The sequence below is a fragment of the Pseudomonas sp. NFIX28 genome (assembly GCF_900107395.1).
Classification (GTDB): Bacteria; Pseudomonadota; Gammaproteobacteria; order Pseudomonadales; family Pseudomonadaceae; genus Aquipseudomonas.
This window is the reverse complement of the sequence record NZ_FNPW01000017.1, coordinates 1-14,766: the sequence shown is the minus strand read 5'-3', so window position 1 is coordinate 14,766 and position 14,766 is coordinate 1. Positions and strand designations below refer to the sequence as shown.

Sequence of the window (14,766 nt, the reverse complement as noted above, 5' to 3'; positions counted from 1 at the left end):
GCCTCACCCCGCACAACGCTCACGGAGCAGGGCAGAGGATCTGAGCGCCATGGCGTCATGCAAGAACCATTGACCTCCGTATACACACGACGAAAGGAGATTCTTCATGTTTAAGCGCACTTTGATCGCAGCTTCCCTGGCCGTAGCGGCCCTGGCTTCCGCCCAATCGATGGCGGCTGTTGTGGGTGGCGGTGCCACTCTGCCGCAAAACCTGTACGGCACCACCGCCGGTACCGGCATCCTGGCTTCCTCGACTCCTGGCTTTAACCCTTACATCGGCGTGGGCAGCGGTGCAGGCAAGCAGGCTTTCTTCAACAACGACTCCACCAAGTTCAACCTGGCTGCTGGCATCAACGTTGACTACGCCGGTAGCGATTCGATCGTCAGCCTGACTGAACTTAACGCCTACAACGCCAGCGCCGACAAAGGCCGTGCCACTTTCGGTCCTTTGATCCAGATCCCGGCCGAAGCCACTTCGGTGACTGTGCCTTACAACATTGCTGGCCAAACCTCGCTGAACCTCACCAGTGCTCAACTGGCCGATATCTTCTCGGGCAAGATTACCAACTGGAATCAAATCGTCTTCTCCGGCGTTGCCGGTCCAAACCTGCCGATCAAGGTCGTCTATCGCACCGACGGCAGCGGTACCACCGAGATCTTCACCACTCACCTGAAGGCCGTGAAGCCTACTTCGGTGCCTGGCGCCAGCAACAACTTCACCACTGCCGTGGGCTTCAACCCGGCCACCAACGCTCCAGCCGGCTCGACCTACATCGGCGTTTCCGGTAGCGGCGCGATCGCTTCCACCGTGGCCAGCACCAACGGCGCCATCGGCTACGTCAGCCCTGACTTCGCCGAATTCAACAACGCGGCCAAGGTCGCCACCGTCAACGGTTTCCTGCCGACTCAAGTCAACGTGCAGATCACCCTGGACACCGCGCTGCCACCGACCAACCCGGCCAGCGGCAAGAACCCGGCCAACCCGCTGGATTGGGTACCAACCTTCGTCAACCCAAGCACCGGCTACCCGATCGTTGGCTACACCAACCTGATCTTCAGCCAGTGCTACAAGGACGCCGGTGACAACCTGCGCATCCGCAACTTCCTCAATGCCCACTACACCGGTGTCAACAACGGCGCGGTGTCGAGCCATTCCTTCATCCCGCTGTCGGCTACCTGGCAGGCCGCGGTACACAGCACCTTCTACAACAGCACCAGCGCCCTGCGCGTCGGCAACACCAACGTCTGCAACGGCATTGGCCGTCCTTCCTGATACCTCGCCATCGGCAGGGTCCGCGTAACCGCCGGCAATGGCCCAGGTCATTGCCGGCTTTCTCGTTTCCGGCTGTTGTCGCGCAGATGAACTTTGCATGACAAGAGTTCGGTCGCGCCGGCCCATAACCGCCTTAGCAGTAACCCCGCGAGTGTTGTTGCGGCGACCGTTGCACCCGCCATTCGCCCGAACCGTAAAAAGGATCTGCAAGTGATGCGCTCTGAGCCGAATCTGCCTGTTTCCCGACTCATCAACGCCTCTGCCGCCCATGGACAGCCGGTGCTGCGGCTCAAGCCTCTGGCGCAGGCCATGGCCCTGCTGATGCTTGCCGGCACGGCCCAGGCGGCGCAGCCCCAGGCCTTCAGTTCGGGCTGGTTCGGCGCCATGGGCGCGAATCCGGGCGCCGGTGCCGGGCGTCCATCGGTGGCGCAGCCGGCCGGGACGCCGCCGCCCCTGGCGCAACAGCAGCGGGTCAACAATCAGCTGCAACGCTCGATGAGCAACCTCAACAACACCGTGGCCGCCATCGCCGCCCAGCAGGCTGCGCAGGCCGCCGGGCGCGCCGCGGCGCTGAACGGCCCGCAGACCGTGCACAACGGCCTGGGGGGCAATGGCCTGAATGTGTTGCTGGGGGCCGACGGCAAGCCGCTGTTCGTCAACGCCGAGGGGCCGGTGCAGACCGATGCCAACGGCAAGGCGCTGGTGTCGATCAAGCAGACCGCCGACAAGGCGATTCTCAATTGGGAAACCTTCAACATCGGCCGTGACACCACGGTCGAGTTCCAGCAGCACGCCGATTGGGCCGCGCTCAACCGCGTCGACAACAGCACTTCGCCGAGCCACATCCTGGGCGCGCTCAAGGCCGACGGCACGGTGATGATCCTCAACCGCAACGGCGTGGTATTCAGCGGCAGCAGCCAGGTCAACGTGCGCAACCTGGTGGCCGCGGCCACCACCATCAGCGACGAGCAGTTCAACAACCGTGGGCTGTTCAGCGCCAGCGACAGCGCGCCGACGTTCAGCGACGCCGCTGGCAAGGTGTTGGTGGAGCAGGGCGCATTGCTCCAGACCCACACGCCAGGTTCTTCCACCTCCAGCGGCGGTTACGTGTTGTTGCTGGGCAAGGAAGTGGATAACGCGGGCAGCATCACTACCCCGCGGGGCCAAGCCGTGCTGGCCGCCGGCGACAGCTTTGTGATCAAGAAAGGCTACAGCACCGACGGCAACCCGACCTCGACCACCCGCGGCAACGAGGTGTTCGTTGCTGGCAGCGGCAAGGCCAGCAACCATGGCTCGATCCAGGCGGCCACCGGCGACATTACCCTCAGCGCCCAGCAAGTACTGCAAAAGGGCCTGGTCCTGAGCAGCACCTCGGTGGACGCCCGTGGCACCTTGCACCTCAATGCCCGGGGCAGCGATGCCCAGGTCACCCTGGGCGAGGGCAGTACCAGCGCCATCCTCATCGACAGCGGCACCGCCCTGGACAGCCAGCGGGATGGGTTGCTGACGCCCGCCTTGAACCAGGCGGGCAATGCGACGCCGGCCGATACCTACCGCCGCGACCAGTCGCTGGTGGAGATCGTTAGCGGTGGCAGCGTGGACTTCCAGGGTGGCTCGATCACCTTGGCCACCGGTGGCCAGGTCGCGGTGAATGCCGGGCAGCGCAGCCTGGTGCGCGACGGTGCGGTGATCGATGTGTCGGGGGCGGTGGGCGTCAAGGTGGCGATGGAGTCCAACAGCGTCAAGGTCAATATCCAGGGCAACGAGCAGCGCGACGCCTCGGTCAACCGCGACAGCAAGAACCTCAACAGCAACGATGTCTGGGTCGACACCCGCGAGCTGGTGCTGGTGCCGGCGGGGACCAACGGCTATGCCACGGATCGCTGGTACACCGCCGGCGGCTTGCTCGAGGTGGGCGGTTACCTGGGCACCCAGCCGCACAACGTCGGCGAATGGATGGCCCAGGGCGGCAGCGTACTTCTGGGCGGCAACGAGGTGGTGACCCGCCAGGGCTCGCAGATCAATCTTTCCGGCGGCACCCTGGACGTGCAGGACGGGATGATCCGGCAGACTTGGTTGCGGGCCGCCGATGGCCGGTTGTTCGAGCTATCCAAGGCCCCCGGCGACATTCTTTACAGCGGGCTCTACAAAGGCTTCGAAGAGCACAGCGTGCGCTGGGACCAGACGGCTTATCACTACAACCCGTTGATTGCCCCGCGCGAGCGTTTCGAACAGGGCTACAGCGTCGGCCGCGATGCCGGGCGCCTGCAGGTCAGTACCCGGAATGCGGTGCTCGAAGGGCAGATTGTCGCCGACACCTTCCAGGGCGACCGCCAGACCCAGGCCCCGCGTGCCGGCCTCGACGGCTACCAGCAGGGGCAGAATGCCGTGGCCCGGGGCGGGCAACTGGTGGTCGGGGCTTATATGCCTTACTACGTCAAGGACAGCGCCAGCCTGCAGTACGCCCTGAGTGCCGATGCCAATACCGTCAAGCAAGTGGTGCTGGGGCAGGCCGCGGCGATCGCCGATGGCCTGGACCTGGACACCGTCCTGCCCGACGAGCGCAAGGGCACTTTGCTGCTCGACGCCAACCAACTCAACGGCTTCCAGCTCAGCAGCATCAAGGTCGCCGCCACCGGCAGCATTCTGGTTGACGGTGCGCTGCAGGTCAGCCCCGGCGGTGATATCACCCTGTATGGCCCACAGGTGCAGGTTGATGCCGACCTGACAGCCCATGGCGGCAGTCTCGCCCTGGGCAATGTGCTGCAGCAGATCACCAGCAACGGCAAGCTCGACACCACCCTGGCGGCGACGGGAGGCAAGCGTGCGACGCTGACGGTTGGCAGTGGCGTCCGGCTGGACGCCAGCGGCCTGTGGAGCAACCTGTTGCTGGACCCCGCCGATGGCAGTCGCTTGCCTTACCTCGATGGCGGCAGCATCTCGCTGCGCAGCAGCGCCGATGTCGCACTGGAGAGCGGCAGCCTGATCGACGTGTCGTCGGGCGCGGCGCTGATGAGCGACGGCAAGACCCGCGCCGGCAAGGGCGGCAATGTCACCCTGGCGGCCAATGCCAACAGCGCGGCGGCTATCGGTACGCTCACTTTGGACGGTGAATTGCGCGGCTATGGCGTGGACGGTGGCGGCACCTTGAGCCTGCAGAGCGGCAAGGTGCTGATTGGTGAGCGCGCCGCCGACACTGCTGCCGACACCCTGGTGCTGGCCCCGCAGTTCTTCGACAAAGGCTTCGCCGCATATGACATCACCGGCAATCAGGGTCTGAAGGTGGCCGACGGGGCACAGGTCGAGGTGACCCAACCGGTTTATCTGTTGGGCGATCGGGCCAGGAGCACGACGACTGGAGCGGATCCGGCCTCTGCGCTGGAGCGATGGCTGCCGGAGCTGTACCAGGAAGACCCGATCAAGGCCGTACTCGGCCAGCGCCAGGGCGCGAGCATCAGCCTGCGGGCCGGCACCGCGCGTTCGAGCGCGGCGGACATGGCCAGCACCCAGCTGGTGGTCGGCAAGGGCGCAGCCATCAGCGTCGATCCGGGCCAGTCGATCGCCCTGGGCAGCATCGGTCAGTTGACCGTGGACGGTGCATTGAATGCCTGGGGCGGCACCATCACCTTGAGCGGTATCCAGGTGGCGCCGGATGTGGCCGAAGCCGTCGAGAGCGCCGGTCATGGCCGTTCGATCTGGGTGGGGGAACAGGCGGTGCTCGATGTCGCCGCGCGGGCGGCTACTGCGACCGATGCCCTGCGGCGTCGCTACGGGAAGGTGGACGCGGGTGGCAGCATCGTGATCGGCGGGCAAATCGACCCGCAGACCGGTATCGCCAGCGCGGCCAATCAATTTGTGGTGGTGCGTGAAGGCGCGCGCCTGGAGGCTTCCGGCGCCCAGGCTATGGTCGATGTGGCGGGTCAAGGGCCGGTGGCGATTGCCAGCGGCGGCGGCAGTATTTCCCTGGCGTCGAACAACGGTTTGTACCTGGACGGCAGTTTCAGCGCCCACGCTGGTGGCAGCGGCGCGGCGGGCGGCTCACTGAATGTGGCGCTGGAGACACCGCTCTACCGCACCAATGCGTCGCAGCGGGTGCGCCAGGCGCGGGAGATGGTGGTGGGCCAGACCAGCGCCGACAGCTTGCTGCTCAGCGGCGCCGGTCCCGAAGCCGCGCAAGGCGCCCTTACCTATGGTCATGCCCGGCTGGGGCTGGACAAGGTCCAGGTGGGCGGTTTCGATAACCTGTCGCTGCTCAGCAATGGCCTGATCAGTTTCGACGGCGCGCTGTCGCTGTCCCTGGGCCAGAGCCTGCAGTTGTATGCCGGTGCCCTGGCGTTGAACGATGGCGCCGCGACCGGTTCGCGGGTGCAACTGGCCGCGCCTTATGTACGCCTGGCGGGTGTCGGCGCGGTGGATGCACCTGATCGCTCGATGCGCCCTACGGTGCAGGGTGGGGTTTCGACCCAGGCTTCGACGGGCAGCCTGTTGGTCACGGCGGGTAACGTACTGGACATCCGCGATGGCGTGAGTATCGGTGCCCATGGCACCACCGCCAGCGGCCTGAGCCAGGCCATAGACCGCGGTGCCTTCGATGACACGCAACTGATCAGCCAGGGCGACCTGCGCTTCCTGGCCAGCACCGTCAATACGCGCAACACCAACCTGAGCACCCAGGCCGACCTGCGCCTGGCGGCGGCGCAGATCTACCCGGCCACCGGCGCGGTGGCCCAGGTGCTCGCGGGTTATCGAGGCATTGACCTGGACTACGATCCTGACCGCACCCTGAGCATTGGTCGCACCGGCAACGCCGATCCGGCGCAACCCTATTCGGTGTTCGGCAAACTGACCCTCGGCGCGGCGGTCATCGAGCAGGGCGGGGTGCTGCGGTCGCCCCTGGGCAATATTTCCCTGGGCACCCAGGAGGGGATATTGCGCTACACCAAACAACTCAGCCTGCTGCCGGGCAGCTTGACGTCGGTCAGCGCCGCGGGCCTGACCTTGCCCTATGGCGGCACGGTGGACGGCGTGACCTGGCGCTTCGACGGTAAACAAGTGGACTTGCTGGGCGTGGGCGGCACCAGCTCTAACGCTAACCTGGTAGTGGGCGCGCAGCTGTTGGGCCAGTCGATCGAGGTGCAGCAGGGCGCGGTACTGGACCTCTCCGGGGGTGGCCAGTTGCTGGGCGCGGCATTCGTTTCCGGGCGCGGTGGTTCGACCGATGCGCGCTATAACCCCTTGGTGCAGTTCGGCGCCGATGGCCGCTTTACCTTGCCGGGGCTGGACACTAACCCGGTGTACGCCATCGTGCCCGGGGTCCAGGCCAGTGTCGCGCCCAGCGGCGGCGAGGCGGGGGCGACAACGCCCTTGGTGGGCCAGCAGATCAGCATCGACGCGGGCGTCCCCGGCTTGCCGGCGGGCACCTACACCTTGCTGCCTTCGACCTATGCCTTGCTGCCGGGAGCGTTCCGGGTCGAGGTCAATGGCCGGATCGCGCCGTTCGGGGCTGGCGCTGTCAGCGGCAGCGCGGCCATGAGCAACGGTTCCTGGTCCAGCGCAGGCCGGCTGTCCATCGCCCAGACCGGGATTCAGGATGCCTTGAGCCGCCAGGTGATCCTGACCCCGGCCGCGGTGCTGCGCAGTTACTCGCAATACAACGAAACCCGGTATGCCGATTTCGTGCGCAGCGATGCCGCGCGCCAGGGCGTGCCTCGCGCAGCATTGGAGGCCGATGGCAAAACCTTGCGGGTCAGCCTGATCGCCGGCCAGAGCGGTTCTCCCAGCGGCTTCGAGTTCGCCGGGGTAGCACGTTCGGCGGTGGCCGAAGGTGGTTTTGGCGCGAGCCTGGAGGTGATGTCCAGCGGCAGCGCCATCGAGATTCTGCCGGCCGGGGCCACTGCCAGCGGCAACGGGGTGGCGTTCCATGCCGATGACCTGAACGCCATTGGCACGGCCCGCATGAGCATTGGCGGAGCACCGACCGTGGTGTACGGCCAGGGTGGCAATTTTGTTGGCTTCGACACGAATGGTGTCGCCGAGTCGGTGACGTTGCGCCAGGGCGTGACCTTGTCGGCCCCTGAAGTGTTCCTCGTTTCCGGTCGGCCCAATGGCGCGATCCGGATCGAGCAGGGCGCCTCGATCAACACCCTGGGACGTGGCGACGCTGCCTATGACTCCACCGACGGTTTTATCTACCAACCCGGAGTGCGCAGCGTGCTGGCGGTTTCCAACGGTGTGCTGCAAATGCTCGCGCCGACCGAGGGCGATATTTCCCGGGGGCCTGGCAGTATCTTGATCGGGGACTGTGCACAGGCTGCCTGCCAGGGCGAAACCACGCTGTACTCCCAAGGCACCATTGCCTTCGCCACCACCAACACCTTCAGGCTGGGCGACGCGGTGCGTTACGGTACCCGTCACCTGGCGCTGGCGGTCGGTGGGATCAATGTCGGCAGTCCAGAGGCGTTGGCCGCCGCCCAGGCGCGCAATGCACTGCCGTCGGGGTTGACCCTCAACCAGGACGTGATGAACCGCTTGCTGCGCGGCGATATCGCCAGTGGGGCGCCGGCCCTGGAAACCCTGTCGTTGACCGCCGGCCAGTCATTGAATTTCTACGGCAGCACCACCCTGAGCACCCTGGACGGCAACGGCCAGTCGATGCTCGACAACCTGATGCTCAGCACCCCGGCGATCTACGGCGCCGGCGCGGCCGGCGATGTGGCGCTGATCCAGACCGGCAACCTGATCTGGAACGGCGCCGCCGGTACGCCCGCCGCGGTGATCGCCAACGGTGCCGGCACCGGCAGCGGCACCCTGGAGATCCAGGCCCGGCGCATCGAATTCGGCTATGGCCCCAACACTCAGCCCGATCCTTTGGCCGACTACGCGCGCCTGGCCCTGGGCTTTGCCAACGTCAACCTCAGCGCCAGCGAACGCCTGACCGCCAACCATAAGGGCAGCCTGGCGGTGTATCAGTCCCAGGGTGCCTATGAAGCCGGCAAGGGCTTCACCTACAGTGGCGGCAACCTGAATATCAGCACACCGTTGCTCACCGGCGAGGCCGGTTCGGTCAACCGCCTCACGGCGGGGGGCGACCTGCGGTTGAGCCGCGCGCCGGGCCAGCAGGCGGCCTTGCCGGCCATCGACAGCCTTGGTGCTGAAGTGTTGCTGGCCGGTAACAACGTCGAACTGGACAGCGCCGTGGTCCTGCCTAGCGGCAAGCTGACGGTCAATGCCGAGCATGCCTTGAACCTGACCGACAGCGCGCAGCTGGACCTGGCCGGGCGTCAGGTCACCTTCAACGAAGTCAGCCAATACAGCTGGGGCGGCGATGTGATCCTGCAAAGCCGCGAGGGCGATATCCGCCAGGCGGCGGGATCGCGGATCGACCTGTCGGCAGAGAACAACCACGGCGGCAATCTGAAAGTGCTGGCGGTGGGCGAGGGTGGCGGTCAGGTGGACCTGCAAGGCCAACTGCTCGGTGCTAGCTCGGGGCATTACGACGCCGGTGGCACCCTGGTGCCCTACAAGGCTGGCAGCGTCGATATCCGCGCGCAGACCCTGGGGGATTTCGCCGCGCTCAACCAGCGCCTCAACCAGGGCCAGGTGTTCGGCGCCCGCAGCTTCCAGATCAAGCGCGGCGACCTGAGCATCGGCAACGAACTCAAGGCCGGCGAAGTCAACGTGTCCGTGGACAACGGCCAGTTGACGGTGCTGGGCAGCATCGACGCCAGTGGCGAGCGGGTCGGCAGCATCCGCCTGGCTGCCAGCCAGGGCCTGACCCTGGCCGGCAGCTCGGTGCTCGATGTCCACGGCACGGCCCTGCGGGTCGACAGCTACGGCAAGATCATCGATTCGCCGAACCGCGCGTTGGTCGAACTCAACTCTGGTCAGGGCCAATTGACCCTGGCCGACGGCGCACGCATCGACCTGCGCCATGGCACCTCGGTCGCTGCCGGTACGGCGCCCGGCCAGTACGACGGCCAAGCCCGCGGGACGCTGGAGCTCAATGCCCCGCGCCTGGATGCCAGCGACCCGACCCTGGGCGATATCGCCATCGACGCCAGTGGCCGGCTGAACATCCTGGGGGCCCGTTCCATCGCGGTAAACGGTACCGCCCGTTACACCGATGCCCCCGAGGGCACAGCGCCGGCCGCCAGCGGTCGGCCGTACCAGGTGATCGATCAGGCCTACCTGGACGCCAAGCATCAGGACAGCCAGCGCTTTATCGACAATGCCTTGGGCAATGCTGGCCTGATGAACGGCAAGCTGGCCGGCTTGAACAACGCCAGCTATGCCGACGCCTTCCACCTGCGCCCGGGGCTGGAGATCGTCACCCAGGGCGATCTGGTGATCAGCGGTGACCTGGATCTTTCCGGTTATCGCTATACCAGCGTCAACCCCCATGCGCAGAAAACCGCGGTGTATGGCTCCGGCGAACCGGGCAACCTGGTGATTCGCGCCGGTGGCAACCTGGATATCTACGGCAGCATCAACGACGGTTTCGCACCGCCGCCGCCGACCCCGGACGATGCCGGCTGGATCTTGACCCCCGGTCGCCAGGCCTTTGGCGGCGACGTAGTGGTGCCGGGGCCGGGGGTGACGCTGGCCGACGGCAGCCTGTTCCCGCCCGGCAAGACCCTCAACTACGCGTTGCCGATCAAGCCGGTACGCCTGGCGCAGGGCACCTTGCTGCCGGTCGAGGCGACCCTGCAGGCAGCGCTGGAATTGCCGGCCGGCACCGTGCTGCAAGCAGCGGTGCGCGACAGTGCCGGCAACCAGGTGTATGCCGCCGGCACCCTGATCCGCGAGGCCGTGACCCTGGCCAGCGGCATGACCCTGGACGCCGGCACACGGCTGCCCGTGGCAGCTTCGCTGGGCGCCATGACCTGGCCGGCCGGGGTGCCGCTGCCGAGCCGCGACAGCTTTGGCCCGAACGACCCGGACGGCGTGCAACTGGCCGGCTCGCTGGTGCTCAAGGTGGGCGCGTTGATCCCGTCGGAAACCGATATCAAGTTGCCGTCCGGGGTGATTTCGGTGCCCCTGCGCACAGTGACCGGTGGCCGCCAGGGCAGCAACTGGGCCGTCGCTCCGTTGTTGCCGGAAGGCTCGTTGTCCTGGTCGATGCGCCTGGTGTCGGGGGCCGATACCCAGGCGGCCGACACCCGGGCGCTCAAACCGGTGATGGCTGGCGACCTGACCTTGGCCGATACCCATTACGCGGTCTTCGAGGGGCACGAGACCATCATTATCCCGGGGACTCCGGAACGTCCGGGCGGCGCATGGTTCTGGAGCGACTTGGGGGTGTTGATCGACCCGAGCTTCATTGAAGGCACGCGGGTTTCTCCAGCCGATGAAAGCTGGTGTGTCGATGGCCTGTGCAATCGCTTCAACTACGTCTGGAGCGATCTCGGGGTGTTGATCGACCCGAGCTTTATCGAGGGTACGCCGGTGACGGCGGAGTATGAGTCCTGGTGTTCGGACGGATTGTGTGTCTCGCTGGGCGAGGCCATTCCCGGCACGCCGGAGCAGGTCATCGTCGGTCCGGTGAACAAGGTGGTACCAGTCACCCAGAACTTCAGCGTACTGCGCACCGGTACCGGGGATCTGGATCTGTTGGCCGCGGGCAATGTGGCCATGCAGTCGCTGTATGGCCTGTATACCGCCGGCGCTTCCAGCGCGTCGCGGGCCGGTACCGGGGCGCCGGGCTTCGATCAGCCGCGCAGCCGCATTGCCGATGGCAGTGTTCTGGGCAGTGGCGCCGCGACCTATGAGGGCCTGGTCAGCGAGGACTCGGGCAGCCCGTATGCGGCCTGGTATCCGGATCAGGGTGGTAATCTGCTGCTGCGCATGGGGGGGACCCTGACTGGCGACATTATCAGCGACTACAGCCTCCCGCGTAACGAAAATGCCCGTGTGCAGCGGCCCAGCGCCAACCTGGCCAACTGGCTGTGGCGCCAGGGTAGCGGTGATACTCAGGGGATGACGCCGATTCCAACCAGTTGGTGGATCAACTACGGCACCTATGTGCCGGCCAAGGGCACGGTCAACGCGATCAATCCCGAGAGCGAATCAATCGGGAAGATGCCGGTCCTGATGGGGTTTACTGGTATCGGTACCCTGGGGGGTGGCAACCTGACCGTGGATGTCGGGGGCGATGCGGGCATGCTCGCCCGTCGCGGCAGCGCCGACGGTCAGTCGTCGCCGCGTAGCCAGGGCTTGGCGCTGGCGGTGGCCAGTACCGGGAGGGTGGGGGCTGACGGCCAACTGATCCTGACCGGTGGCGGCGACCTCGATCTGCGGGTTGGCGGTGACCTCAACCCGGGGCTGGCGGCACGGGCGTCGATCAGAAACAACAGCGACAGTGTCGAATCCGTTGACTACACCCAGCAGAGTCTCAACCTCAACGGCGTCCTGAGCAACCTGCGTGGCGCCCTCAACATGCAGACCGGTCAGCTTGGTGGTATCGCTCTGCGGTATGGCAGCCTGCCGCTTGAGAACGATGCCCGTGAAACGCGGGCCTATGACCCGTTCCAGGCCAGCCTGGGCACCGCCACAGGCGGCATGACCCTGATGCTGGGCGACACCGCGGCAAACCTGACGACCCGGGGCGATCTGGTGCTGGCGGGCACCGGCGATCCGGGGCGGGTGGCCAGCGAGAACTCCTCGGCCTTTACCTATCAGGGAACGACTTACGGGGCTGGTGGTTATGGCTGGTTCTCGCTGTGGACCGATCGTACTGCGATCAATCTGTTTTCAGCGGGTGGCAATCTGACCCCGAGCGTGCAAACGGGGGCCCTACGTTCGACTTCTGTTCCAGTGCCTGGGCAGAACTACTCCACTACCGACGGCCGTTTTATCTTTCCGTCACAGTTGACCACAGTGGCCGCCAGCGGCAGCATTTTCCTCGGCTCGTCGGCACTGGGCGCGAGCACCCCAAGCGCTCCCAACTACTCCTTGCTGTTGGCGCCTTCGCATAATGGTCGGCTGGATCTGTTGGCCGGCGATTCGATTTATGCCGGTGGCTACTCGGTCAACCGCTCGGGCGCAGACCTGGATACCTTGCCGACACCGTTCAGACCTGCTTTTGCTGGTTGGGACGCTGCTCGGAGTCTCATAGTGAGCAACCTCAGCAGCGACGCCATTGCACCTACGATCAGCGAGCTGTCGCTGTTTGCCTTCGGCGCCAATACTGCCAGTGCCTACAGCGCCATCCAGTCATCACGGCTGTATGCGGCTCAGGGCGATATTGTTGGTTTGCGCGGTGGCGAGATACTGAGTTTCACCAGCGGTTCGCGACTGGGCCAGACTTGGTACGAAGCTGCGGGTCCCGTGTGGATGAAAGCCGGTCGCGATATCGTCAACTCGGGCACGGCGCTGGGCGAGGGGACAGGGATCCCTAGCATCATCGCCAGTTCCCTAGGGGACTATTCCGGTGCTGGCACCAGCAGCGGCAACCTGTTTGTCCATAACAACCCCAACGATATCTCCATCGTTTCCGCCGGACGCGACCTGCTGTTCAGCTCCTTCAACGTCGCCGGCCCCGGCACGCTGGAGATCAGCGCCGGACGCAATATCCTGATGCAGGACAAGGCCTCGGTGAGCAGTCTCGGTCCGGTGGTGGCCGGCGACTCGCGGCCTGGCGCCAGCATCGTCATGCAGGCCGGGGTCGGGGCCGCGGGCCTGGATTACCTGAAGTTCGTCACGCCGTACCTGGACCCGATCAACCAGGCTCAGGCCGGCGTGCCGCTGGCCGAGCAACGGGGCAAAGTCGCCAAGAGCTATGAAGCGCAATTGTTGCAGTGGCTCAAGGAGCGCTTTGCCTTCGAGGGTTCCGGCGACGAGGCGCGGGGCTACTTTGCCAGCTTGCCGGCGGAGCAGCAGCGGGTCTTCGCCCGTCGCGTGTACTTCGAGGAACTGCGTGAGGGCGGCCGTGAATACAACGATGCCAACGGCCCGCGTTTCGGCAGCTTCCTGCGCAGTCGCAGCGCGATCGCTTCCTTGCTGCCAGCCACCGATGTGGCGGGCAATCCGATCGTTTACGACGGCGACATCACGATGTATGGCGGCGCAGGCGTACATACGCTGTTTGGCGGCGATATCCAGATGCTCACCCCGGGCGGGCAGCAGGTATTCGGCATCGAAGGCGAGGCGCCGCCGGCCACCGCCGGGGTCATCACCCAGGGCGCCGGCGATATCCAGTTGTATTCGCAAGGCAGCATCCTGCTGGGGCAGAGCCGGGTCATGACCACCTTTGGCGGGTCGATCCTCGGCTGGTCGAACGCTGGCGATATCAACGCCGGGCGCGGCTCCAAGACCACGGTGATTTACACCCCGCCCAAGCGGATCTACGACAACTGGGGCAACGTCACGCTGTCGTCGAATGTGCCGAGCTCGGGGGCGGGGATCGCCACCCTGGCGCCGATTGCCGAGGTGCCCGCCGGGGATATCGACCTGTTGGCGCCATTGGGCACCATCGACGCCGGCGAGGCGGGGATCCGGGTCTCGGGCAACGTCAACATCTTCGCCCTGCAGGTGGTCAACGCGGCAAACATCCAGACCCAGGGCAAGTCCTCGGGGATTCCGGTAGTGGCCTCGGTCAATACCGGCGCCCTGACGTCGGCCAGCTCGGCCGCGTCCTCGGCGACCCAGGCCGCCGAGGATGTGGCGCGCCAGCAGCAGGCGGCGGCGCGGCAGAACATGCCGTCGGTGTTTAGCGTGCAGGTGCTGAGTTTCGGCCAGGAGCGCCTGGCGCCGACCCAGGATGGCGCCAGCCGCGCCAACCCCGGCTACAACCCGGACAGCCCGGTGCAGGTGCTGGGCGCCGGGCCGCTGAGCGATCAGGCGCGCCAGCAGTTGACCGACGAGGAGCAGCGGCAGCTGAGCTTATAGGTTCTCTCGTGGCAACAAAGGGTGGGGGCGATCGTCGATCGCCCCTTTTTTTGCCTGGCAAAAAAAACGCCTTTTCACCCCCGTCGGCAGTGGCGATGGCTCTGGCCCGCGGGTTACGCCCAGGGGGATGTGCGGCCTTGGCCAAGCTCGAGCGATTGCACTGGTCTCGGCCGGGGCGACAAGTGATTGACGGCAAAATAATGGCTAATTAACATCGCGCCACTATTTTGATATCAAGCTGTCTCGAGGGATCGAACATGTACTCACCCGCCCTCGCGGGGAGGTTGTGCCTGGCTTTGCTGTGCCTGACTCCGCTGCACCTTGTTCATGCTGCCCCCACCCCCGGTGACACCGACCTGATCCGCGAACGCCAGGACCGCTTGCTCGAAGAGCAGCGCCGGCGCCTGGAAGAGCTCAAGGATCTGCCCGGTAAAGAGGCCGCTCCCACGGCGCCGACCGCGCCGGCCGACACCCGCTGTTTCCCGATCAAGGACATCGAGCTCAAGGGCGCCGACAGCCTGTCCGCCGCCGAACAGGCGCGCCTGCTGGAGCCCTATATCGGCCAGTGCCTGGGCGTCAGCCAGCTCAACGAACTGCTCAAGGTCATC

General features: G+C 65.8%; 3 protein-coding genes. All 3 read left to right on the top strand.

Going from position 1 to position 14,766, the window contains the following annotated elements:
• Positions 1 to 106 precede the first annotated feature (106 nt).
• On the top strand, positions 107 to 1,273 hold the full coding sequence (locus BLV20_RS25910; RefSeq protein ID WP_092305265.1) for a substrate-binding domain-containing protein: 1,167 nt from the start codon (positions 107 to 109) through the stop codon (positions 1,271 to 1,273).
• Positions 1,274 to 1,486: 213 nt separating this feature from the next.
• The gene (locus tag BLV20_RS25905; RefSeq protein ID WP_092305264.1) at positions 1,487 to 14,158 is read left to right on the top strand and encodes a filamentous haemagglutinin family protein; all 12,672 of its coding nucleotides are present in this window, start codon (positions 1,487 to 1,489) and stop codon (positions 14,156 to 14,158) included.
• 257 nt (positions 14,159 to 14,415) lie between these two features.
• A partial coding sequence (locus BLV20_RS25900) for a POTRA domain-containing protein (protein WP_305883254.1) occupies positions 14,416 to 14,766 on the top strand: 351 nt, incomplete at its 3' end.

What these genes read in the sequence shown, in the direction of transcription:
- BLV20_RS25910 (WP_092305265.1), top strand. Translation starts at nt 107, where the DNA reads ATGTTTAAGCGCACTTTGATCGCAGCTTCCCTGGCCGTAGCGGCCCTG.
- BLV20_RS25905 (WP_092305264.1), top strand. Translation starts at nt 1,487, where the DNA reads ATGCGCTCTGAGCCGAATCTGCCTGTTTCCCGACTCATCAACGCCTCT.